Source organism: Streptomyces maremycinicus (genome assembly GCF_001184025.1).
Taxonomy (GTDB): domain Bacteria; phylum Actinomycetota; class Actinomycetes; order Streptomycetales; family Streptomycetaceae; genus Streptomyces; species Streptomyces maremycinicus.
On sequence record NZ_BBYG01000016.1, the window covers coordinates 279,016 to 301,881 of the forward strand.

At 71.4% G+C, this 22,866-nt stretch carries 21 protein-coding genes; 5 read left to right on the forward strand and 16 right to left on the reverse strand.

Annotated elements, in window-relative coordinates:
• Positions 1-66: 66 nt before the first annotated feature.
• From AOQ37_RS24540 to atzF, 4 genes are read left to right on the forward strand one after another with little or no spacing between them, the layout of a single operon-like run.
• Positions 67-894 (forward strand): urea amidolyase associated protein UAAP1, encoded by an 828-nt coding sequence (locus AOQ37_RS24540; RefSeq protein ID WP_062646908.1) that lies wholly within the window; start codon positions 67-69, stop codon positions 892-894.
• Positions 891-1,535, forward strand: a complete 645-nt coding sequence (locus AOQ37_RS24545; protein WP_062646910.1) for an urea amidolyase associated protein UAAP2 — start codon at positions 891-893, stop codon at positions 1,533-1,535. The genes AOQ37_RS24540 and AOQ37_RS24545 overlap by 4 nt, the downstream gene beginning before the upstream one ends.
• A complete protein-coding gene (locus AOQ37_RS24550) occupies positions 1,532-5,044 on the forward strand; it encodes a 5-oxoprolinase/urea amidolyase family protein (protein WP_062646912.1) in 3,513 nt (1,170 codons plus the stop codon). The genes AOQ37_RS24545 and AOQ37_RS24550 overlap by 4 nt, the downstream gene beginning before the upstream one ends.
• A gap of 59 nt (positions 5,045-5,103) precedes the next feature.
• A complete protein-coding gene (gene atzF, locus AOQ37_RS24555) occupies positions 5,104-6,759 on the forward strand; it encodes an allophanate hydrolase (RefSeq protein WP_062646914.1) in 1,656 nt (551 codons plus the stop codon).
• A gap of 54 nt (positions 6,760-6,813) precedes the next feature.
• On the opposite strand, the gene AOQ37_RS24560 is transcribed toward atzF, so the two are convergent.
• The 12 genes from AOQ37_RS24560 to AOQ37_RS24615 form a co-directional block, all read right to left on the reverse strand.
• Positions 6,814-9,672, reverse strand: coding sequence for a DEAD/DEAH box helicase (locus AOQ37_RS24560; protein ID WP_062646916.1), 2,859 nt, complete (start codon positions 9,670-9,672; stop codon positions 6,814-6,816).
• 63 nt (positions 9,673-9,735) lie between these two features.
• Entirely contained in the window at positions 9,736-10,626 is an 891-nt protein-coding gene (locus AOQ37_RS24565) for a diacylglycerol kinase (protein ID WP_062646918.1), read from the reverse strand.
• A 31-nt stretch (positions 10,627-10,657) separates the two neighbouring features.
• Complete coding sequence (tatC, locus tag AOQ37_RS24570) at positions 10,658-11,617, reverse strand: twin-arginine translocase subunit TatC (RefSeq protein ID WP_078890334.1); 960 nt, start codon at positions 11,615-11,617, stop codon at positions 10,658-10,660.
• 47 nt (positions 11,618-11,664) lie between these two features.
• Positions 11,665-11,952, reverse strand: a complete 288-nt coding sequence (gene tatA / locus AOQ37_RS24575) for a Sec-independent protein translocase subunit TatA (RefSeq protein WP_062646921.1) — start codon at positions 11,950-11,952, stop codon at positions 11,665-11,667.
• A gap of 283 nt (positions 11,953-12,235) precedes the next feature.
• The gene (locus tag AOQ37_RS24580) at positions 12,236-12,430 is read right to left on the reverse strand and encodes a hypothetical protein (protein ID WP_062646922.1); all 195 of its coding nucleotides are present in this window, start codon (positions 12,428-12,430) and stop codon (positions 12,236-12,238) included.
• Between the two features lie 20 nt (positions 12,431-12,450).
• The gene (locus tag AOQ37_RS24585) at positions 12,451-12,741 is read right to left on the reverse strand and encodes a hypothetical protein (protein WP_062646924.1); all 291 of its coding nucleotides are present in this window, start codon (positions 12,739-12,741) and stop codon (positions 12,451-12,453) included.
• Positions 12,738-13,817 (reverse strand): helix-turn-helix transcriptional regulator, encoded by a 1,080-nt coding sequence (locus tag AOQ37_RS24590; RefSeq protein WP_062646926.1) that lies wholly within the window; start codon positions 13,815-13,817, stop codon positions 12,738-12,740. Before AOQ37_RS24590 ends, AOQ37_RS24585 begins: the two co-directional genes overlap by 4 nt.
• Before the next feature lie 18 nt (positions 13,818-13,835).
• Entirely contained in the window at positions 13,836-14,813 is a 978-nt protein-coding gene (locus AOQ37_RS24595; protein ID WP_062646928.1) for a helix-turn-helix transcriptional regulator, read from the reverse strand.
• A gap of 130 nt (positions 14,814-14,943) precedes the next feature.
• A complete protein-coding gene (locus AOQ37_RS24600; protein ID WP_062646930.1) occupies positions 14,944-15,315 on the reverse strand; it encodes an FKBP-type peptidyl-prolyl cis-trans isomerase in 372 nt (123 codons plus the stop codon).
• A gap of 62 nt (positions 15,316-15,377) precedes the next feature.
• A complete protein-coding gene (locus AOQ37_RS24605; protein ID WP_062646932.1) occupies positions 15,378-16,373 on the reverse strand; it encodes an FKBP-type peptidyl-prolyl cis-trans isomerase in 996 nt (331 codons plus the stop codon).
• Between the two features lie 135 nt (positions 16,374-16,508).
• Positions 16,509-17,870, reverse strand: a complete 1,362-nt coding sequence (gene pafA / locus AOQ37_RS24610; RefSeq protein ID WP_057607036.1) for a Pup--protein ligase — start codon at positions 17,868-17,870, stop codon at positions 16,509-16,511.
• 9 nt (positions 17,871-17,879) lie between these two features.
• On the reverse strand, positions 17,880-19,130 hold the full coding sequence (locus AOQ37_RS24615; protein ID WP_062646934.1) for an MFS transporter: 1,251 nt from the start codon (positions 19,128-19,130) through the stop codon (positions 17,880-17,882).
• Positions 19,131-19,250: 120 nt separating this feature from the next.
• On the opposite strand from AOQ37_RS24615, the gene AOQ37_RS24620 reads away from it, so the two are divergent.
• Complete coding sequence (locus AOQ37_RS24620; RefSeq protein WP_062646936.1) at positions 19,251-20,267, forward strand: LacI family DNA-binding transcriptional regulator; 1,017 nt, start codon at positions 19,251-19,253, stop codon at positions 20,265-20,267.
• Between the two features lie 69 nt (positions 20,268-20,336).
• On the opposite strand, the gene prcA is transcribed toward AOQ37_RS24620, so the two are convergent.
• The 4 genes from prcA to AOQ37_RS24635 all read right to left on the reverse strand — a co-directional run bounded on the left by prcA (position 20,337) and on the right by AOQ37_RS24635 (position 22,745).
• On the reverse strand, positions 20,337-21,074 hold the full coding sequence (prcA, locus tag AOQ37_RS24625; RefSeq protein ID WP_062646938.1) for a proteasome subunit alpha: 738 nt from the start codon (positions 21,072-21,074) through the stop codon (positions 20,337-20,339).
• 62 nt (positions 21,075-21,136) lie between these two features.
• Positions 21,137-21,982, reverse strand: a complete 846-nt coding sequence (gene prcB, locus AOQ37_RS24630; protein WP_062646940.1) for a proteasome subunit beta — start codon at positions 21,980-21,982, stop codon at positions 21,137-21,139.
• Positions 21,934-22,518 (reverse strand): endonuclease VII domain-containing protein, encoded by a 585-nt coding sequence (locus AOQ37_RS38980; RefSeq protein WP_078890335.1) that lies wholly within the window; start codon positions 22,516-22,518, stop codon positions 21,934-21,936. Before AOQ37_RS38980 ends, prcB begins: the two co-directional genes overlap by 49 nt.
• Before the next feature lie 8 nt (positions 22,519-22,526).
• Entirely contained in the window at positions 22,527-22,745 is a 219-nt protein-coding gene (locus tag AOQ37_RS24635) for a ubiquitin-like protein Pup (RefSeq protein WP_062646942.1), read from the reverse strand.
• Between the last annotated feature and the right edge of the window lie 121 nt (positions 22,746-22,866).

The following is a 22,866-nucleotide window of genomic DNA, read 5'->3' on the forward strand; positions in this document are numbered from 1 at the left end:
GACCTAATTTCTGTCGGGCGACAGAAATACCGCGACAGCGACGGAACCGAGCTGCGGAGGTCCGCCATGGCGGCGACAGCGACCACATACGGAGCACGCGCCCACGCCCGGGCACAGGAGGGCGCCCGCGCCGAGGCCATGCCGGTCGTCCCGGCCCGGGACTGGCAGGACCCGCCCTGCGAGGCGGGCCACCTGGTGTGGGCCGAGACGGTCGCGGGCGGCAACTACACCCACCGGGTCCTGGCGCGCGGCACCGAGCTGCGCCTGGCCGACCGGCACGGCGACGCCTGCGCCCACCTGCTGCTCCATGTGGACGGCCGGCCCTGGGAGCGGCTGAACGTCGCCGACACGGTCAAGGTCCAGTGGAACGCCTACCTCGGCGAGGGCGTGCTGCTCCTGTCGGACCAGGGCCGCGTCCTCGCCTCGGTGATCGCCGACACCTCGGGCCGTCACGACGCGCTGTGCGGCACCTCCACCCTCGTCCGCAACACCGGGCGCTACGGCGACGGGAGCCCGCAGTCCGCCTCCCCGGCCGGCCGGGAGCTGTTCAAACTGGCCGCCGCCAAGAACGGCCTGGAACCCCGCGACCTGCCGCCCTCGCTCTCCTTCTTCCAGGGCGTGGAGGTCCGCGACGACGGCCGCCTCGACTTCACCGGCTCGGCCGGTCCGGGCGGCAGCGTCACCCTGCGCGCCGAACAGGACGTGACGGTACTGATCGTCAACGTGCCGCACCCGGCCGACCCCCGCCCGGAGTACGTCAGCACCCCGCTGGAGGTCCTCGCCTGGCGGGCCGCGCCGACCCGCCCGGGCGACCCGCTGTGGGACGCCACACCCGAGGGCCGCCGCGCCTTCCTCAACACCGCCGAATTCCTCACCGCGAGGGGGCTCGCATGAGCACGAAGACCGTGGTGGAGGCCCGCGCCTCCTGGTCGTCGATCGTCCGCGAGGGCGAGACGCTGACCATCACCGACCTGCACGGCAACCAGGCCGTCGACTTCCTCGTGTACGACGCCCACGACACGTCCGTGCGCTACAGCGCGCCGGACACGATCCACGCCCAGGGCGGCATCTTCCTCACCACGGGCAGTGTGCTGCTCTCCAACGAGCACACCGCGCTGATGACGGTGACCTCCGACGCCGTGGGCCGCCACGACACCGTCGGCGGCGCCTGCTCGAAGGAGTCCAACACCCTGCGCTACGGCCACCACACCTACGCGCAGCACGCCTGTGTGGACAACTTCCTCGCCGAAGGAGCCCGGCACGGTCTCGGCAAGCGGGACCTGGTCTCCAACATCAACTGGTACATGAACGTGCCCGTCGAGAAGGACGGCACCCTCGGCATCGTCGACGGACTCTCCGCGCCGGGCCTCTCGCTCACCCTGCGCGCCGAACGGGACGTCCTCGTCCTGGTCTCCAACTGCCCCCAGATCAACAACCCCTGCAACGGTTTCGAGCCGACCGCGGTGGAGATGACCGTCGACGCGACGGACGCGACGGACGCGACGGACGCGACGGACGAGGCGGGCGCCGCATGACCTTCGACACGCTGCTGGTCGCCAACCGGGGCGAGATCGCCGTCCGCGTCATCCGCACGGCCCGCGAACTCGGCCTGCGCACGGTCGCGGTGTACTCCGACCCGGACCGCTCGGCACCCCACGTCCGGCTCGCCGACGAGGCCGTACGGCTCGGTCCGGCCCCCGCCAAGGAGTCGTACCTCGACGCCGACCTGGTCCTGGCCGCGGCCAAGGACACCGGAGCGGGCGCGATCCACCCGGGCTACGGCTTCCTCTCCGAGGACGCGGCCTTCGCGCGCCGCTGCGCCGACGCCGGGATCGTCTTCGTCGGTCCGACGCCCGAGCAGCTCGAGCTGTTCGGCGCCAAGCACACCGCGCGGGCGGCCGCGGAGGCCGCCGGTGTGCCACTGGCCCCCGGCACCGGACTCCTGGCGGACCTGCCCGAGGCCCTGGAGCGGGCCCGGCTCGTCGGCTATCCGGTCATGCTCAAGGCCACCGGCGGTGGCGGCGGGATCGGCATGTCGGCCTGCCGCTCGGCCGCCGAGCTCACCGAGGCCTGGGAGCGCGTCCAGCGGGTCGCCGCCGCCTCCTTCTCCTCCGCCGGCGTCTTCCTGGAACGCCTCGTGGAGCACGCCCGCCATGTCGAGGTGCAGGTCTTCGGCGACGGCGCGGGAAAGGTCGTCGTCCTCGGCGACCGGGACTGCTCCCTCCAGCGCCGCAACCAGAAGGTCGTGGAAGAGGCCCCGGCGCCCGGTCTGCCCGCGCACATCCGGGAGCGGCTCGCCGCGAGCGCACGCGACCTGTGCGCCTCGGTCGGCTACCGGTCCGCGGGCACCGTCGAGTTCGTCTACGACGCGGCCCGCGAGGAGGCGTACTTCCTGGAGGTCAACACCCGTCTCCAGGTGGAACATCCGGTCACCGAGGAGATCTACGGCGTCGACCTGGTCGCCTGGATGCTGCGCCTGGCGCGCGGTGAGCGGGACGTCGTGCGCGACCCGGGCCCGCCCCGCGGCCACGCCGTGGAGGCACGGCTGTACGCGGAGGACCCCCGCCGCGACCACCGGCCCGGCGCCGGCCTGCTGACCCGGGTCGAGTTCCCCCCGGGCGTGCGCGTCGACGGCTGGGTGGAGACGGGCACCGAGGTGACGACGTCGTACGACCCGATGCTCGCGAAGGTGATCGCCCACGGCCCGGACCGGGCGCAGGCGCTGCGCCGCCTGGACGAGGCGCTGGCCAGGACCCGCGTCGACGGCATCGAGACGAACCTCGGACTGGTCCGGGCGGCGCTGGCGGACCCCCGCTTCGTGACGGCGGCCCACTCGACGGCGACCCTCGCCACCGTCACCGATCCGACCCCCCGCGTCGAGGTGGTGTCCGGCGGCACCCTCACCACCGTGCAGGACTGGCCCGGCCGCACCGGCCACTGGCAGGTCGGCGTCCCGCCGTCCGGCCCGATGGACGACCGCTCGTTCCGCCTCGGCAACCGCGCGCTCGGCAACCCCGAGGGGGCCCCGGGCCTGGAGTGCACCCTCCAGGGCCCGGCGCTGCGCTTCACCCACGCCACCACGGTGTGTGTCACGGGCGCGCCGGCCCCGGTCACCGTGGACGGCACGGCGGTCGCGCGGTGGGAGCCGGTGACCGTGCCGGCCGGGGCCCTGCTGGAGATCGGCACGCCCGCCGAGCACGGCCTGCGGACGTACGTCCTGTTCGCGGGCGGTCTGGACGTCCCCGCGTTCCTGGGCAGCGCGAGCACGTTCACGCTGGGCCGGTTCGGCGGCCACGGCGGGCGGGCGCTGCGCACGGGGGACGTCCTGCACGGCGGGACGGTCGCCGAGGGCACCGCCGTGCCCGTCGCCGACCGGCCGGAGTTCACCCCGGTCTGGCACCTCGGCGCGGTCGAGGGCCCGCACGCGGCGCCGGAGTTCTTCACCGAGGACGACATCCGCGACTTCTACGCCGCCGAGTGGAAGGTCCACTTCAACTCGGCCCGCACCGGGGTGCGGCTGGTCGGGCCCAAGCCGCGCTGGGCCCGCACCGACGGCGGCGAGGCCGGCCTGCACCCGTCCAACATCCACGACACCCCCTACTCCGTCGGCGCCGTCGACTACACCGGCGACATGCCGGTGCTGCTCGGCCCGGACGGCCCCTCCCTCGGCGGGTTCGTGTGCCCGGCGACGGTGCTCAGCTCCGAGCGCTGGAAGCTGGGCCAGCTGCGCCCCGGCGACACGGTCCGCTTCGCGCCGGTCGACGTGCACGGCGCGCCGCGCCCCGAGATCGTCGACGGGGGTGTGCTGGCCCGGGACGGCGACGTGGCCTACCGGCGCAGCGGCGACGACAACCTGCTGGTGGAGTTCGGGCCGCTCCAGCTGGACCTGGCGCTGCGCATGCGGGTCCACGCGCTGATGGAGGCGGTGGCCGCGGCGGACCTGGCCGGCGTCACCGACCTCACGCCGGGCATCCGCTCGCTCCAGATCAGGACCGACCCCGGCCGCCTCCCCCAGGGTGAACTCCTCGCGGTGGTGCGGGAGATGACGGCCGCCCTGCCGCCCTCGGACGAGCTGGTCGTCCCCTCCCGTACCGTGCACCTCCCGCTGTCCTGGGACGACCCGGCGACCCGCGAGGCCATCGCCCGCTACATGGCGGGGGTCCGTGACGACGCCCCCTGGTGCCCCTGGAACATCGAGTTCATCCGCCGGGTCAACGGCCTGGACACCGTGGCGGACGTCTACGACACGGTGTTCGCCGCGGAGTACCTGGTCCTGGGGCTGGGAGACGTCTATCTGGGCGCCCCGGTCGCCACCCCGCTCGACCCGCGCCACCGGCTGGTGACGACCAAGTACAACCCCGCGCGCACCTGGACGGCCGAGAACTCGGTGGGCATCGGCGGCGCGTACCTCTGCGTCTACGGCATGGAGGGCCCGGGCGGTTACCAGTTCGTGGGCCGGACCACCCAGGTGTGGTCGCCCTGGCAGCAGCGCGGCGCCTTCGAACCGGGCTCGCCCTGGCTGCTGCGCTTCTTCGACCGGATCCGCTGGTATCCGGTCGGCGCGGACGAACTCCTCGACCTGCGGGCCGACATCATCTCGGGCCGTTTCGTGCCGCGCGTCGAGGAGGGCACCTTCTCGCTCGCCGGCTACCGGGCCTTCCTCACCGAACACGCCGACTCCATAGCGGAGTTCAGGAGCCGCCAGCAGACCGCGTTCGCGTCGGAGCGCGATGCCTGGGAGGCGGCCGGCGAGTTCGCGCGGGCGGCGGCCGCGGAGGCGCCGGCCGCTCCGGCGGCCGAGGTGGCGGTACCGCCGGGCGGGCGTCTGGTCGAGGCCGAGTTCGCCGCCTCCGTCTGGCAGCTGAACGTGTCGCCGGGCGACGCGGTGACGGCGGGGCAGCCGCTGCTCGCCCTGGAGGCGATGAAGATGGAGTCCAGGGTGCACGCGCCGGTCGACGGCGTGGTGGCACAGGTCCTGGCCCGGCCCGGTGACCAGGTCGAGGCGGGGACGGCACTGCTCGTCCTGGCCCCGGCCGCGGGCTGAGCGGTCCGTCCGCCCCGACACCGTGCGCCGTTCGACCCGACACCATGCAAGGAGCACGCATGTCCACGACCGTGTCCCGCGTCCGCGCCGCCTACGCCCGCATCGAGGCCACGGACCGGCCGGAGATCTGGATCGACCTCCGGCCGCGCGCGGAGGTCGAGGCGGAGGCCCGCACGCTCGACGAACGGCTGGCGCGCGGTGAGCGCCTCCCGCTCGCCGGCCGGCTGCTCGCCGTCAAGGGCAACATCGACGTGGCCGGACTGCCCACCACCGCGGGCTGCCCGGCGTACGCCTACCGGCCCGCCGCCGACGCCCCGGCCGTCGCGCGGCTCAGGGCGGCCGGCGCGCTGGTGCTGGGCACCACCAACCTGGACCAGTTCGCGACCGGCCTGGTGGGCACCCGCTCCCCGTACGGCGCGGTGCGCGGCGCCGTCGACCCGGCGCGGGTGAGCGGCGGCTCCAGCTCCGGTTCGGCCGTCGCCGTGGCCCTCGGCATCGCCGACCTCGCCCTGGGCACGGACACGGCCGGTTCGGGGCGGGTACCGGCCGCCTTCAACGGCATCGTCGGCCTCAAGCCCACCCGCGGACTGGTCCCCACGCAGGGCGTCGTCCCGGCCTGTGCCTCGATCGACTGTGTGACGGTGTTCGCCCGCACGCTTCCCGAGGCCGAGCGGGCCCTGGCCCACATGGCGTCACCGGCCGGCCGCGCCCTCCCCTCGCTCCCCGTGCGCCGCCCCGGACCCTGGCGGGTCGCGGTCCCGGCCCGCGACCGGCTGGGCGAGCTGGACCCGGGCTGGGCGGCGGCCTACGAGGCCGCGGTGCGGCGGCTCGCGGCGGCCGGGGCCGAGATCCGCGGTATCGACCTCACCCCGTTCACCGAGGCCGCCGCGATGCTGTACGAGGGGGCGTTCGTCGCCGAGCGCTACACGGCCGTGGGTGCTTTTGTCGACAAGTTGACCGCGGAGGGCGGAGCGGGTCTGGACCCGACGGTCGCCGGCATCATCACCCGGGCCCGGGACGTCCCGGCCCACCGGCTCTGCGCGGACACCGAACGCCTGGCGGTCCTGCGCGCCCACGCCCTGGCCGAACTGGCCGACTCGGACGCCCTGTTGCTGCCCACCGCTCCCGGTCACCCGACGCTCGCCGAGGTGGCCGCCGACCCGCTGGGCGCCAACGCCCGGCTGGGCCGCTTCACCAACTCCACCAACCTCTTCGACCTGGCGGCGGTGGCCGTCCCGGCCGGCGAGGTGAACGGCCTGCCCTTCGGCGTGATGCTGGTCGGCCCGGCCTTCACGGACGACCGGCTGGCCCGGATCGCGGACCTGCTGCGCCCCGAGGTGTACCTGACGGTGGCGGGCGCCCATCTGACGGGCGAGCCGCTGAATCCCCAACTCCTGTCCCTGGGCGCGGTGCTGGACCGTACGACCACGACGTCCCCGGTCTACCGGCTGCACGCGCTGCGCACCGACCCGCCCAAGCCGGGCCTCGTGCACGTGGGAGAGGACGGCGCCGCCCTCGAGGTGGAGGTCTGGCGGCTGCCCGCGGAGGGTCTCGGCCGACTGCTCGCCGCGCTCCCCCGCCCGATGGTCCTGGGCAGCGTCGAACTCGCCGACGGCGACAGCACCCCCGGCTTCCTGTGCGAACCGGCAGCCCTCACCGACGCCGAGGACATCACGGCGTACGGCGGCTGGCGGGCGTACCTCGGCCGGCGATGAGGTGAGCCGCCGGGGGCGCGAGCGGTCGGAGACCGCCGCGCCCGGCGGACGGCCTCACCCCACCGAGGAGTAGGCCACGACCCCCCGCAGCAGCTCGTCGACCGCCTTGCGGGCGTTCCTCGCCACCGTCGAGCCCCCGGTGGAGGCGGGAGCCGCCGCCGCGATCTGCCCCAGCACGTCGATGACCTGCTTGCACCAGCGCACGAAGTCGCCCGCGGGCATCTCCGCCTCGCGCAGCACCTCGTCGAGCCCCTTCCCGGACGCCCACATGTAGGCCGACCAGGCGAAGCCGAGATCGGGCTCGCGCTGCCCGACGCCCTCGGTCTGGCTGATCCGGAAGTCCTCCTCCAGGGCGTCCAGCCGGCCCCAGATGCGCACCATCTCGCCGAGCGCGGCCTTCGCCTTGCCCGAGGGCAGCTTCGGCGCCATGGCGTCGTCCCCGGCCCGCGACTCGTAGACCAGCGCCGAGACGCAGGCGGCGAGTTCGGCGGGGGCCAGCCCCTCCCAGACACCCGCGCGCAGGCATTCGCTCGCGAGCAGATCGAGCTCGCCGTAGAGCCGGGCGAGCCGCTTGCCGTGCTCGGTGACCTCGTTGCCCCGGAGATAGTCGAGCTCGGTCAGCAGCGCCACGATCCGGTCGAACGTACGGGCGATCGTGTTGGTGCGTCCCTCGATCCGACGCTCCAGCTGCGAGGTGTCCCGCAGCAGCCGGTGGTAGCGCTCGGCCCAGCGGGCGTGGTCCTCACGGTCGGAGCAGCCGTGGCAGGGGTGCGCGCGGATCGCGGTGCGCAGCCGGGCGATCTCGCGGTCGTCGGCGGCCTGAGCGCGCTGCTTGCGGCCCCGCTCCGGCACGATGTGCCCGGCCTTGGTGCGCAGCGCCGAGGCGAGATCGCGGCGGGACTGCGGCGAGCGCGGGTTGAACGACTTCGGGATCCGCATCCGGTCCAGCGCCTCGACGGGCACCGGGAAGTCCATCGAGGCCAGTCGCTTGACCTGCCGTTCGGCGGTGAGGACCAGCGGGCGCGGCCCGTCGTGCTGCTCGAAGCCGCGGTGTCCGTTGGCCCGGCCGGCGGGCAGGCCCGGGTCGAGCACCAGCGCCAGCCCGGCGTACTTGCCGGTGGGCACGTGGATGACGTCCCCCGGCTTGAGCCGCTCCAGGGCGACGGCGGCCTCGGTGCGCCGCTGGTTCGCGCCCTGCTTGGCCAGTTCGGTCTCGCGGTCCTTGAGGTCACGGCGCAGCCGCGCGTACTCGTCGAAGTCACCGAGGTGGCAGGTCATGGAGGCCTTGTAGCCCTCCAGCCCCTCCTCGTTGCGCTGCACCTGCCGGGAGATCCCGACCACCGACCGGTCCGCCTGGAACTGGGCGAACGACGTCTCCAGCAGCTCGCGCGAACGGTGCCGCCCGAACTGCTCGACCAGGTTGACCGCCATGTTGTACGACGGCTTGAAGCTGGAGCGCAGCGGGTAGGTGCGGGTGCCCGCGAGGCCGGCGAGGTGCTCCGGGCTCATCGCGCGCTGCCACAGCACGACGGCGTGTCCCTCGACGTCGATGCCCCGTCGGCCCGCGCGGCCGGTGAGCTGGGTGTACTCACCGGGAGTGATGTCGGCGTGCTGCTCGCCGTTCCACTTGACGAGCTTCTCCAGCACCACCGAGCGGGCGGGCATGTTGATGCCGAGGGCGAGCGTCTCGGTGGCGAAGACGGCCTTGACCAGGCCGCGCACGAACAGTTCCTCGACGACCTCCTTGAAGGTCGGCAGCATGCCCGCGTGGTGGGCGGCGATACCGCGCTCCAGGCCCTCCAGCCACTCGTAGTAGCCGAGGACGTGCAGGTCCTCGTGGGGGATGGCGGCGGTGCGCTCCTCGACCAGGGCGCGGACCTCGGCGCGCGCGTCCTCGTCGTTCAGCCGCAGGCCGGCGTACAGGCACTGCTGGACGGCGGCCTCGCAGGCGGCACGGCTGAAGATGAAGGTGATGGCGGGCAGCAGCCCGGCGGCGTCGAGCCGCTCGATGACCTCGGGACGGCCGGGTGTCCACACCCGCGACCGCTGCCTGCGCTCCCGCTCGCGGTCGGCCTCGCGCATGTTGCGGCCGCGCCTGCGGTCCTGGTACGAGGGGCGGCTCGCCTCCATGCGGGCCAGCCGCGTGAGGTCGGGGTTGACCGCTCTGCGCTGGCCCTCGCCCTCCTCGAACAGGTCGTACATCCGCCGCCCGGCGAGCACGTGCTGGAACAGCGGAACGGGCCGGTGCTCGGAGACGATCACCTCGGTGTCGCCGCGCACGGTGTCGAGCCAGTCGCCGAACTCCTCGGCGTTGGACACGGTCGCCGACAGCGAGACCAGGGTGACCGACTCGGGAAGGTGGATGATCACCTCTTCCCACACGGCGCCCCGGAAGCGGTCGGAGAGGTAGTGCACCTCGTCCATGACCACGTACCCGAGGCCGAGGAGGGTCTGCGAGCCGGCGTACAGCATGTTCCGCAGCACCTCGGTGGTCATCACGACCACCGGGGCGTCGGAGTTGACGCTGTTGTCGCCGGTGAGCAGGCCCACCTTGTCGCTGCCGTAGCGCCGGCACAGGTCGGAGTACTTCTGGTTCGACAGCGCCTTGATGGGCGTCGTGTAGAAGCACTTCTTGCCCTGCTGGAGCGCGAGGTGGACGGCGAACTCGCCCACGATCGTCTTGCCCGAGCCCGTGGGGGCGGCCACCAGGACGCCCTTGCCCGCCTCGAGTGCCTGGCAGGCCTCGATCTGGAAGGGGTCGAGACCGAAGTCGTACATCTCGCGGAAGGACGCGAGCGCGGTGGCCTGCTCGACAGCGCGCTTACGTGCTGCCGCGTACCGCTCGGCCGGTGAGAGATCCTCTGTCATCGTGCTTTCGAGCGTACCGGGCCGCACTGACAACAGGACGATCATTATCCGGATCCGGCGCCGGCAAACCTCCGTACGCCCAGCTCACGGGCGCACGGGCGGCCCGTCTCAGGCGCCGATGACCCGCACCGCGCCCCGCACGCACCACGCGGTGAGCGGAAGGTCCCCGAGCCGCTCCCCGTCCGCGTATCCCGAGACGCCCGCCGCGGCGATCTCGACCTTCGCGGCCCGCAGCACGGTGACCTTCGGATGGTCGGTGTGCGTCCCCCGGTACACCTTCGGGAACACCCGCAGCAGCGTCGCGCGGCCGCAGTCCCCGACGACCGTGACGTCGAACAGCCCGTCGGTGAGGTCGGCGCCGGGGCATATCCGCATACCGCCGCCGTAGGAGGATCCGTTGCCGACGGCGACGAGCGTGGCCTCGACGTCCCGGACGGCTCCGCCGTCGAGGGTGATCCGGTACGGGAACGGCCGGAACGCGGCCAGTTCGGCCAGGATCGCGAGGTCGTACCGGGCGCGTCCGGTGGGCCATCGCATGCGGTTGCCCCGGTCGTTGACGCGGGAGTCGAAGCCGGAGGCGAGGACGGTGCCGAACCAGCGGTCGCCCACCCGGCCGAGGTCGATGTCGCGGATCCGGGCGCCCTTGAGGTCGTCGGCCACCAGCCGGGCCGCGGCGGCCGGATCGCGCACGGGCAGGCCGAGGGCGCGGGCGAAGTCGTTGCCGGTACCGGCGGCGACGACGCCCAGCGGGGTGCGGGTGCCGGCGACCGCCTGGAGCGCGAGGTGGGTCAGTCCGTCCCCGCCGACGGCGATCAGGGCCCCGGTGCCGGCGGCGACGGCGGCACGCGCGCGGGCGAGGGCGTCCCCGGCGTCCGTGCCGAGGACGGTGTGCACGGTGTAGCCGGCCGCGCGCAACGCGGAAGCGGCCGGCCGCGCCGCGTGGGCGCCCCGGCCGCGGCCCGCCGCGGGATTGACGAAGAGAGTGATCTCGCTGGTCACGACGATGACCTTAAGAGCTCTCCGGCGGGTCTCAGGTCACGTCGTCATAACCGTTGACGCGCTCCGTGGTCGACTGCTCCGGCAGCGCGCGGTGCGCGGTCACGGGTTCGACCTCGCCGATGTCCTCGGGGCTGAGGTCCAGCTCGGAGGCCTCGTCGTCGGCCGGCCCCAGGGCGTCGCGGCGGCGCCTGCGGCGGTCGTTCAGCAGGGAGAAGGCGGTCGCGCCGAAGTACAGGATCCAGATCGGTCCGGCGAGCGCCAGCATCGAGATGGGGTCGGTGCTGGGGGTGGCGACGGCGGCGAACACCGTGATGCCGATGATCATGGCGCGCCACCAGCCGAGCATGCGCCTGCCCGTGACCATGCCGGTGAGGTTGAGGAAGACCAGCAGCAGCGGCAGCTCGAAGGAGAGGCCGAAGACGACGACCATGCGCGTGACGAGCTGGAGCAGGTCGTCCAGCGGCAGGAGGTTGCTGACGCCGCCCGGCGTGAAGTCGATCAGCACCTTGGCGGTGGTCGGCAGCACGGCGTAGGCGAAGTAGCCGCCGCCCAGGAAGAGCGGGGCGCCCAGGCCGACGAACGCGTACGCGTACTTGCGCTCGTGGTTGTGCAGACCGGGGGCGATGAAGGCCCACAGCTGGTAGAGCCAGACCGGCGAGGCGAAGACGACACCGGCCATCAGGGAGACCTGGAGGGCCAGCGTGAACGGCGCGAGCAGACCGTTGATCGTGATGCTCGCGCACTTGTTGGTGGCGTCGCCCGAGTTGAGCTGGCCCGCGATCTCCTCGAAAGTCTTCCCGCAGCCGACCGAGTCGAGGATCGGCTTGGTGAGGAAGTTGATGATGTCGTTGTAGAAGAAGGCGGCTACGACCGTCACGAGGACGATGGCCAGCATCGCCTTCGCGAGCCGGTTGCGGAGCTCACGAAGGTGATCCGCGAGGGGCATCCGCCCCTCGGGGTCCTTCTCCTGTTTGCGGGCAGGCTTCAGCAACCCACGTTCCCATCTCGTGCGGCGGGCCGGAGGTCACCGGCCCTGCGTCAGCGCTTGGTCGTGTCCGTCGGCTCGGTGACCGGACGGGAACTCGTCACGTCGCCGGGAGAAGCCTGGATGGTGCGCTGAGCCGGGGGCTGCTCGCCGTCGTTGGGCGGGCCGGCGGGGGTGGCCGTGCTGCTGCCGTCTTCCTTCATCGCCTTCGCCTCGCTCTTGAGGATGCGAGCGGACTTGCCGAGCGAGCGCGCCATGTCGGGAAGCTTCTTGGCGCCGAACAGCAGGATGACGACGACGAGGATGAGAATGATCTCGGGGGCGCCGAGCCTTCCGAACATAAGTCTTTACCTTCTCACCGAGGCTGCGGGGGCGGGTTGCCGTCCGATCGGTCGGACAGCTGTCCGAACGGTCGTGTTGACAGCGATCGTAACGCTCAGGGGTAAACGTGAGGCAATCCCCGTGCGTACTCCCGGTCAGCGGTCCGGGCCTCGTTCTCCGAGCCGCGACCAGCAGCGTACCTGCCCGCCCCGCCGGGGCGGGAGGGCGAAGTGGCGCAAAACGCTTTCACCCCGGGACTCACAGGACGCGCACAGCGCCACCCGGGGGCCGCCACAGCGACCGTCACAGAGTGTCCACAGCCCGTGCCGCGCTCGCGGCGGCGCGTTCCAGATCCTGCGCCGCCCGGTCGATCCGGCGCGCGGACTCCGCGACCTGCCGTCCCAGACGCCGCGCCTCGGTGAAGACCCGTACGGCGAACACCGCGAGGACGGCGAGACCTGCGAAACCCATGGCAACCGCGAACATCGGCCAGAACATGGGGGCGAGCCTAGACCGTCCTAGGGGGTGTGCAGCCGCAGGGTCCTGACCCCGCCGCCGGTGAGCAGTTCGACGATCCGCTCACCGGCCGGCTTGCGCACGGCCGCCCCGCAGTCGGGACACGTGAAGGAGTAGAAGGTGGTCCGGCTGGACGCGCCGATCGCCAGCCGCAGGGCACTCGCGGCCAGCTCGAAGGCACCCCGGCAGTCGGGACACCCGGCCCGGAAGCGGACCGGACCCGCACTGCGCATCCCGGCGAACGCGGAGGCCACCGAGATGCCCCGCACGCCCGACGCCGTCGACTCGCTCACAGCCCCTGCTCCCGCCCCTCGAACCGACCCTCGCCGCGCTGTCCCGGCTGCTCGCCCGGCTCCGCGTGCGACCCCCCGGCCACGCCCGGCGCCTCGATCACGTCGTACGCCGCCAGCGCCTCACGGGCGGCCCGGCGGGCACTGTCGGCGAGCTCCGGAGGCGAGACGATCCGGCCGTCACGGCCGAGCCGCAGCGCCAGCCGCCTGAGCGAGGCGGGTTCGGGCGTGCGCAGAGTGATACGCAGCCCGCCGTCGGAAAGCTCATCGGCACTGTCGTGCGGGTAGTACTCGGCGACCCAGCGGCCGCCCGGACCGACCTCGACGACGACCTCCGGGTCCTCGGCGGCCGGCTGGACAAGCCCCTCCGACAGATCCCGCAGCTCGATCTCGGGCGGCGCGGACGGCTCGTCGAGGATCTTGATCTCGGCGACCCGGTCCAGCCGGAAGGTGCGGCGCGCCTCCGAGCGGCGGCACCAGGCCTCCACGTACGTGTGCCCGACGCTGACCAGCCGGATGGGATCGATCTCACGCTCGGTGACCTGGTCACGGGCGGGCGAGTAGTAACGGATCCACAGCCGGCGCCGCTCGGAGATCGCCCGGTCGACATCGGCGAAGACCCCGCCCTCCGACTCGAACGTCACCGACAGCCGCGCGCTCGCGCCCGCCGCCTCACCGGCCGAGGCCTCCACCTTGGCGGTCGCCCGCAGCAGCGCCTGCCGGTCGCCCTCCCGCAGACCGGGCAGCGTGGACACCGCCCGCGCCGCGACCAGCAGCGCGGTCGCCTCGTCGGCGGCCAGCCGCAGCGGCTCGGCGGCCTCCGCGCCGAGCGCGGCCGGGTTGTGCCACCAGATGCGCTCACCGTCGGTGTCGATGTCGAGGAGATCGCCGCCGCGGAAGCTGGTGCCGCACATGGGCAGCACGTCGAGGTCCGAGACCAGCTCGTCCTCGGTGATCCCGAACGCGCGCGCCACGTCCTCGATCCGCGCGCCGGGGCGCTCCCTGAGATAGGTCACCAGGGAGAGCATCCGCCGCGTCTGGTCGATGGCGTTCGTCGGCCTGACCGGTTTGCCTGCCACTGTCTTGCTCGCTCCCCCTCAGCCCTTGGCCACGGCACGCAGCCGGTCCACGACGTCCGCACGCAGCTCGGCGGGTTCGAGGACCACCACGTCCGGCCCGAACTCCACCAGCCAGGCGTCCAGACCGTGCCCGTACGGAATCTCCAACTCGTCCCAGCCGTCGCCGAGTTCCCGCACCGCCGTGGCCTTCGCCCGCAACGGGTATCCGGCGTCCGTCCGCAGCCTGATCCGCGCGCTGCGGTCGGCCGTCTCCCCCGCCCAGCTCGCGACCGTCTCACGGACGGTGACCACATCGGGCACCGGCACGGTGAAACCCGTCCCGCGCGAACGCACCCTGCCGGTGATCCGCGACAGCCGGAAGACCCGCTCGGCACCCCGGTCGCGGTCATGGCCGGCCAGGTACCAGTGCCCGCGCCAGCACTCCAGCGCCCACGGCTCCACATGCCGGGGCTCCGGGCGCGCGGCGGTCGCCTTGCGGTAGTCGAACATGACCGGCCGACGGTCGCGGCAGGCCAGCATCAGCGGCTCGAACGCGGCCTCGTGCACGGGGATCCGGGGCTCCAGGGCGCCATGGGCCTCGTACGGGTCGACGTCCTCGGGCAGCCCCGCGGCGCGCAGCTTCTGGAGAGCGCCGCTCGCGGCACCCGCAAGCCGCGCCTGCTGCCACACCTTGGCGGCCAGACCCAGCGCGGCGGCCTCCTCGGCGTCGAGGGTGATCGGCGGCAGACGGTTGCTGTCGCGGCGGGCCAGATAGCCGATCTCGCCGTCCAGGCTCTCCACGGTCTCGATGACCAGGCCGAGCTCACGAAGATCGTCCTTGTCCCGCTCGAACATCCGGTTGAAGGAGTCGTCCGACCCCGCCGCGCCGCCGCCCGACCGGAAGGTCTCGACATACGCCTCGATGGAGTCGCGCAGCTCACGCTTGCTGAGCGGCCGGCGCGTCCCGAGCAGACACAGCGCCAGGTTCATCAGCCGCTCGGCCTTGGCAATGGCCATCGACGCCCTTCGCCTCCCCTATGGTGCTTACCATCGACGACCGTACCGTCCCGCGGTGCCGGGACAAAAGCCGAGGGTCCATGCCCGGGCGGGCATGGACCCCAGGTGATCAACACCGGTCGTACGACGGTCAGACCTCGAGCAGGTCCACGACGAAGATCAGCGTCTCGCCGGGCTTGATCGCCGGAGTGGGGCTCTGGTTGCCGTAGGCGAGGTGGGCCGGGATGGTCAGCTGGCGACGGCCGCCGACCTTCATGCCCTGCACGCCCTGGTCCCAGCCCTTGATGACGCGTCCGCCACCGAGCGGGAAGCGGAACGGCGTTCCGCGGTTCCAGCTGGCGTCGAACTCCTCACCGGTGCTGAAGGCGACACCGACGTAGTGGACGCTGACGTTGTGGCCGGCCTGCGCGACCTCGCCGTCACCCTCCCAGATGTCCTTGATCTCGAGGTCCGCCGGGGGTTCGCCGCCGGGGAAGTCGATCTCGGGCTTGTCAATGCTCACGTCACTGGCTCCTGCATGTCTCACGGAAAGGCAACACGGACAGTCTTACACCTTCGCCGGCCTCAGACCTTGGCGATGATGTCCACCGAGAACACCATCGTGGAGTCCTTCTCGATGCCGCTGCCGCTCGGCGGGCTGTCGCCGTACCCCAGCGACGGCGGAACGACGATGACCACCCGGCTGCCCACCTTCTTCCCCGTCAGCCCCTGCGCCCAGCCCTTGACGACCTGCTGGAGCGAGAACGAGGTCAGCGAACTGCGGCTGTACGAGGAGTCGAACTCCTTGCCCGTGTCCCAGACGACGCCCTTGTACTGCACCAGCACGGTGTCGTCCGCCGCGAGCTTCGGGCCGTCCCCCTCGATCACGTAGTTCGACACCAGCTTGGTCGGCGGGTCCGACTCGGGGATCTCGATCGAGGGCGCCTTGCCGTCGGTGTTCGTCCCCACCTTCGGCACCGCCGCGTCGTCCTGCGGCACGTCCTTGCCCTTGGCCGAGCTCTTCGCGTTGAACGTGTCCTGGATGTCGAAGACGAACACCAGCGTGTCGGTGCCCTTGATGCCCGTGTCGGCGTCGCCGTCCTTGCCGAAGGCCCAGGTCGGCGGCACCGAGAAGAGCACCCGGCTGCCGGTCTTCTTGCCCGTCAGCGCATAACGCCAGCCGTCGATGGTGCCACCCTGCGCGAGCTGCGTGAACAGCGGCTTCTTGGTGTCGTAGGTGTTCAGCAGGACCTTCGCGCTGTCCCAGATCTGGCCGAGACAGTTGGCCTGGATGTAGTCGTTCTCCGCGACGGTCTTGCCGCTGCCCGCGATCACCGTCTTCACCGCCAGCTGGTCCGACGGCTCACCGGTGCCCTTGGCGACCGTGGGCTTCTCGTCGAACTTCACCCCGGCCGTGATGGCCGGCAGCGGACCGTCGACGATCTTCGGTGGCGGCGTGGCCCCGGCGGAGGACGACGCGCTGTCGCTCGCCTTGCTCGAGTCGGACTTGTCGTCGCCGCACGCGGCGAGAGTGACCAGTCCCGCGGGTACGGCGGCAAGGATGAGTGAGCGTCGGCGCACGATGAAGCCTCGTAATCGGTCGATCTTCTGATGGCGTGCGCGCTACCTTAGCGACCATTGTCGACGTGCGAAGGGCGCCGTACGGGAACGTACGGCGCCCGTGTCGCGTTCCGCACCGCGTGCGGAACCCGTCACTCACATTCCGGCGATCAGTTTCTCCACCCGGTCGTCCACCGACCGGAACGGGTCCTTGCACAACACGGTTCGCTGTGCCTGGTCGTTGAGCTTCAGGTGGACCCAGTCCACCGTGAAGTCCCGGCGCTGTTCCTGCGCACGGCGGATGAAGTCACCGCGCAACCGCGCCCTGGTGGTCTGCGGCGGCACCGACTTGCCCTCGAAGATCTTCAAGTCGTTGCAGATCCGCGCGGCTTGGCCCTTTCGCTCCAGCAGGTAGTACAGACCACGACGACGGTGGATGTCGTGATAAGCGAGGTCTATCTGCGCCACCCGCGGATGCGACATGGTCATGTTGTGCTTGGCCCGGTACCGCTCGATGAGCTTGTACTTCATCACCCAGTCGATCTCGGTGCCGATCCGGTCGAGGTCCTCCGCCTCGATCGCGTCCAGCGTGCGGCCCCACAGCTCCAGGACCTGGTCGACGGTGCCGGTCCGCACACCCCGGCGCTCGACGAAGTCCACGGCCTTCTCGTAGTACTCCCGCTGCACCTCCAGCGCGGAGGCCTCCCGGCCGCTGGCCAGGCGCACCTTGCGCCGGCCCGTGATGTCGTGACTGACCTCACGGATCGCCCGGATCGGGTTCTCCAGCGTCAGGTCCCGCATCACCGTGCCCGCCTCGATCATGCGCAGCACCAGGTCGGTCGCGCCGACCTTCAGCAGCATGGTCGTCTCGGACATGTTGGAGTCACCGACGATGACATGCAGACGGCGGTAACGCTCGGCGTCCGCGTGCGGCTCGTCGCGCGTGTTGATGATGGGCCGCGAGCGCGTCGTCGCGGAGGAGACGCCCTCCCAGATGTGCTCGGCCCGCTGACTGACGCAGTAGACCGCCCCGCGGGGCGTCTGAAGCACCTTGCCCGCGCCGCACAGCAGCTGGCGGGTCACCAGGAACGGGATCAGGATGTCCGCGAGCCGGGAGAACTCCCCGTGCCGGGCCACCAGGTAGTTTTCGTGGCAACCATAAGAGTTGCCCGCCGAGTCCGTGTTGTTCTTGAAGAGGTAGACGTCGCCCGCGATTCCTTCCTCGTGCAGGCGTCGTTCCGCGTCCACCAGGAGTCCTTCGAGAATGCGCTCGCCGGCCTTGTCGTGGGTGACCAGCTCGGTCACGTTGTCACATTCCGGTGTCGCGTATTCCGGATGCGATCCCACGTCGAGATAGAGGCGGGCGCCGTTTCGCAGAAAGACATTGCTGCTTCGGCCCCATGACACGACACGGCGGAAGAGGTACCGCGCCACCTCGTCGGGAGACAGCCGGCGCTGTCCCCTGAACGTACATGTGACGCCGTACTCGTTCTCCAGCCCGAAAATGCGGCGGTCCATGAGTGAACATTACGCCCGATCCCCTGAACTGAAACGGGGTTCGGCAGCACGGTTTGGATCATTTTCCGATGAAGCCGCAACCACCCCACCGCGGGCGGGAACTGCCAGTACCCGCCCTGTGGCCAGCAAAACCACCAGCGACACGCCACCCGCCACAGCCGGCACCGCGAACCCCCACTGCGCACCACCGGCCTCGACGACCGGACCCGCCAGGCCCGTTCCCACCGACGCGCCGACCGTGAACGTCGTCACCAGCCAGGAGAACGCCTCCGTCACCGTCCCGCGCGGCGCGTGCCGGTCCACGATGACGAACGCACACGCGATGGCAGGCGCCAGGAACACACCCGCCAGCGCCGTCAGCGCCACCGCGCCCGGCATCAGCGTCAGCGGCAGATAACACACCGCCAGAAGCGCCACCAGCACCCGCAGTCGCCGCTCCGGCGCCCCCGCCCACCGCCGCGCCCCGTACACCACACCACCGACCAGCGCGCCCAGCCCCAGCGCCGCCATCAGCCAGCCGTACACCGCGTCACCGCCGTGGTCGTCGGCGTACGGCACGGACGCCACCGTGATGGAACCCAGCGCGACACCGACGAACAGGAACGCGCCCAGCAGGGCCAGCAGACCGGGCGAACGCAGCGCGCCCAGCCAGTGCGCCTCGCGCGGGGCCGAGCGCCACGCGCGCGAGGGCGGCGACACGACCACCGACAGCGCGCCCAGCACCCCGACCGCGTTCAGCGCCAGCAGGGCCCCCTGCGCCGACCACACCGACACGCACAGGGTCACCAGCAGCGGCCCGACGGTGAACATCACCTCCTGCGCCACCGCGTCCATCGCGTAGGCCGTGTGCACCTGCTCCTCCCGGCGCAGCACCCCCGGCCACAGCGCCCGCAGACCGCCCTCCAGCGGAGGCGTGAACAGCCCGGCCGCCGCCACCGCCGCATGGGCGAGCGGCAGCGGGTCCGTGCCCACGAAGGCGAAGACCGCCATGGCGAGCGCCGAGACGAGCGCCGCGGGCAACTGCACCCGCGGCTGTCCGTGCACGTCGACCAGCCGGCCCAGCAGCGGCTGCCCGACGGCGTTGGCCACGCCGTACACGGCCGCCAGCGCACCCGCGAGGCTGTACGTGCCGCCCTCCGCCCGCACGAACAGCACGATCGCGATGGCGGCCGTGGCGTTGGGCAGCCGGCCCACGAGCGTGCCCGTCAGCAGCCGGGCGGCGTGCTTCGCCCTGAGGATCTCGAGGTATCCCGCGGCCAATGTCCCGCCTCCGTCGGCTCGCCCGAGGCAGGCGACCACCTCGAGGTTTTACGTATAACGTCTCTTGTCATACGTACCATGTGCGCTGTTCGCCAGTCCAGAAGAAGGAGCAGGCCCACGGTGGCACGAGGTAGCACGCGCCCGACGAGCCGTGACGTCGCCCAGGCCGCGGGAGTCTCCCAGGCCGCCGTCTCCCTCGTCCTCGGCGACAAATGGCGCGGCCGCGTCTCCCAGACCACCGCCGAACGCGTCCGCGAGGCCGCCCGCGAACTCGGCTACCGGCCCAACCTCGCCGCCCGCAACCTCCGCCTCGGCCGCACCCGCACCGTCCTGCTCGTCGTCCCCGCCCTCACCACCGAGTTCTTCGCCGGCGTCTACACCGGAGCGGCACGCGTCGCCGCCGAACACGGCTTCGGCGTCGTCCTCTACCCCTCCCCCGAGGGCGTCGGACCCGCCCGCGACCCCTTCGCCTCCGCCCAGGCCGCCCTCGACGGCGTCCTCGCCTCCTCCATGGCCGCCGACGCGCTCACCGCCATCCGCGGCGACCAGCTCCCCCTCGTCATGCTCGACAGCGACCCCACCGGAAGCCTCGGCGCCGCCACCGTCAACCTCGACATCGCCGACGGCGTCCGCCAGGTCGCCGACCACCTCCTGCACCTCGGCCACCGCCACTTCCTGCACCTCGCGGCCGACATCCCCTCCTGGACCTTCCGGGTACGCGCCCGCGAACTCGCCACCCGCCTCGCCACCACCCCCGGCACCTCACTGCGCACCGCCCCCGCCCCGATCTCCATCGACGGCGCCCGCACCGCCGCCGAAGCGGCACTCAGCGCCCCGGGACCCCGCCCCACCGCCGTCGTCTGCGACGACGACAAACTCGCCGCAGGCGTCTACAAGGCCCTGCGCCGCCTCGGCCTGCGCGTCCCCGACGACGTGTCCGTCACCGGCCTCGACGACCTCGCCCTGGCCACCGCCCTCGACCCCGAACTGACGACCGTCCGACTGGACGCCGAACAATTCGGCGAACGAGGCATGCAAGCCCTCCTTGCCGTCCTGGAGAGCCGCACACCCGACGCCGGGGACATCCCCGTCGAACTCGTCGTACGGGCCTCCACGGCACCACCGAACGCCTCCTGAGACGCCCCGCGCCCCGGCCGAATCATCGACCGGGGCGCACAAGGGACCCGAACCCAAGGGACCCGAACCTCACTCGTCGTCGGAGCTCTCCGCCTCCGTCGCCGCGCCGTCCGTCTCCAGCAACCGGCCCAGCTGACGGCCCACGATCCGCTTGAACTTGCGCGACTGCGGCCGCGTGCGGTCCAGCACCGCCACCTCCAGACGCTCGGCCGGAATCTCCCGCTCCGTACCGTTGGTGTCACGCGACAGCGCCTGCACGGCCAGCTTCAACGCCTCCGCCAGACTCATGCCCTCCTGATGACGCTGATCCAGGTAACTGCTGATCTGCTCGGCGTTGCCACCGACCGCCACCGAACCGTGCTCGTCCACGATCGAACCGTCGTGCGGCAACCGGTAGATCTGATCCCCGTCCGGCGTGGCACCGACCTCCGCCACCACCAGCTCCACCTCATAGGGCTTCTCACCCGCCGAGGAGAAGATCGTGCCCAGCGTCTGGGCATACACGTTGGCCAGACCACGAGCGGTCACGTCGTCCCGGTCATAGGTGTAACCACGCAGATCGGCGTACCGGACACCACCGATCCGCAGGTTCTCGTACTCGTTGTACTTACCGGCGGCCGCGAAACCGATCCGGTCATAGATCTCGCTGAACTTGTGCAGCGCACGGGACGGATTCTCACCGACGAACACGATGCCATCGGCGTACTGGATCACAACGAGGCTGCGGCCGCGCGCGATGCCCTTACGGGCGTACTCGGCACGGTCGGCCATCGCCTGCTGGGGTGAGACATAGAACGGCGTCGACACCGGCTATCCGTCCCTTTCTGTCGAAGTCACTGGATCACCTGGGATGAGAACGGGGCCGCCGACTACAGCAGAGCGGCCCGCGGGCCGTCCGGCTGCTCCAGGCGACGCGCCAGGATCGAACGGGCGATCTCCGACGACTCCTCGTCGGTCAGCCGACGGAAACCGTCCTCGGTGATCACGGTGACGATGGGGTAGATCCGGCGCGCGACATCGGGACCACCGGTCGCCGAATCGTCGTCCGCCGCGTCATAGAGGGCCTGGACCACGAGCGTCGTGGCCTCCTCCTCCGACAGACCGTCGTGGAAGAGCTTCTTCATCGCCCCGCGCGCGAAGATCGAACCCGAGCCGGTGGCGGCGTAGTGGTGCTCCTCGGAACGACCACCCGTCACGTCGTACGAGAAGATCCGGCCCCGGTCCCGGTCCACGTCGAACCCGGCGAACAGCGGCACCACCGCCAGACCCTGCATGGCCATGCCCAAATTGGAGCGGATCATGGTCGACAGCCGGTTCGCCTTGCCCTCGAGCGAGAGCTGCGCCCCTTCGACCTTCTCGAAGTGCTCCAGCTCCAGCTGGAACAGCTTCACCATCTCGACGGCCAGACCGGCCGTGCCGGCGATACCGACGGCCGAGTACTCATCGGCCGGGAAGACCTTCTCGATGTCCCGCTGCGCGATGACGTTGCCCATCGTGGCGCGGCGGTCACCGGCGAGCACGACACCGCCGGGGAACGTCACGGCGACGATCGTCGTGCCGTGCGGGGCCTCGATCACACCCTGCGTCGGGGGCAGCTGCCGCTTTCCGGGCAGCAGCTCCGGCTGGTGGTCGGAGAGAAAGTCCATGAAGGACGAGGACCCGGGCGTCAGGAAGGCAGCCGGTAGACGCCCGGTGCTACGAGTGTTGGCTTCCACGCGATTCCTTCCACGTAAGCAGCAGCCCGCCGTATGGCGTCGGGCCGATCCTTGAACTGCCCCAGTGCGGCATTGCAGCTGAAGCACAGTACGCCTCGGACCCTACCCGTCTGATGGCAGTGATCCACATGCTCGGCGGGAGCAGCAAGACAGATACAGCAGATGCCCTTCTGCTCCGCAACCATCGCGTCCAACTCGGCCGGACTCAGGCCGTACTTGCGCTGGAAATAGCTGATCCGGTTCCGCTCCGCACGGCACGCGCGACAGTAGCTCGCCCACCCGTCCGACGAGGACCTGTTGCGCTCCCACTCGGAGTGAGGCTTGGCCGTTGCGCACTGAGGGCACCGCTTGTGCCCTCGAGGCACCGGCACCTTCACACGCACGGCCCGACCCTGAGCCTCCCGTCGACGCCGGTAGTACGCCGCGGCGCATTCGCGACAGTTCACCTGAAGGCCGTCAGGCCTGGACCTGTTGCTCGCGAATGCGCCGACCGAGAGGATCTTCTGGCAGGCGGAGCACTTCTTTGAAGCGTTCACGGATGTGACTACTGTCCACCCTTTTGAACGAAGGACCTCACGAAGTCCTCGGCGTTCTCCTCAAGGACATCGTCAATTTCGTCAAGAACCGAGTCCACGTCGTCGCTCAGCTTCTCCTGGCGCTCCTTGAGGTCTTCCGATGCCTGCGCCTCGGGCGCCTGCTCCTCGACCTCCTCCGTGGAGCGCGTCGCCTTCTGCTGGCCGCCGCCGGTGTCCTTGGTCGCCATAACCCTCACCCCGCTCTTTCGCCCGACATGGTCGACAGGTCGGCATTCCTGCCGATCGGTGATGATCAGACCCTACAAGCCCGGTCCGACATCGGCCCCGCAGTTGCCACAACGTACGGGG

Excerpts from the sequence above, each read along its gene's own strand:
- AOQ37_RS24540 (WP_062646908.1), top strand. The coding sequence starts at position 67 with ATGGCGGCGACAGCGACCACATACGGAGCACGCGCCCACGCCCGGGCA.
- AOQ37_RS24545 (WP_062646910.1), top strand. The coding sequence starts at position 891 with ATGAGCACGAAGACCGTGGTGGAGGCCCGCGCCTCCTGGTCGTCGATC.
- AOQ37_RS24550 (WP_062646912.1), top strand. The coding sequence starts at position 1,532 with ATGACCTTCGACACGCTGCTGGTCGCCAACCGGGGCGAGATCGCCGTC.
- atzF (WP_062646914.1), top strand. The coding sequence starts at position 5,104 with ATGTCCACGACCGTGTCCCGCGTCCGCGCCGCCTACGCCCGCATCGAG.
- AOQ37_RS24560 (WP_062646916.1), bottom strand. The coding sequence starts at position 9,672 with ATGATCGTCCTGTTGTCAGTGCGGCCCGGTACGCTCGAAAGCACGATG.
- tatA (WP_062646921.1), bottom strand. The coding sequence starts at position 11,952 with ATGTTCGGAAGGCTCGGCGCCCCCGAGATCATTCTCATCCTCGTCGTC.
- AOQ37_RS24580 (WP_062646922.1), bottom strand. The coding sequence starts at position 12,430 with ATGTTCTGGCCGATGTTCGCGGTTGCCATGGGTTTCGCAGGTCTCGCC.
- AOQ37_RS24595 (WP_062646928.1), bottom strand. The coding sequence starts at position 14,813 with ATGGCCATTGCCAAGGCCGAGCGGCTGATGAACCTGGCGCTGTGTCTG.
- pafA (WP_057607036.1), bottom strand. The coding sequence starts at position 17,870 with ATGGACCGCCGCATTTTCGGGCTGGAGAACGAGTACGGCGTCACATGT.
- AOQ37_RS24635 (WP_062646942.1), bottom strand. The coding sequence starts at position 22,745 with ATGGCGACCAAGGACACCGGCGGCGGCCAGCAGAAGGCGACGCGCTCC.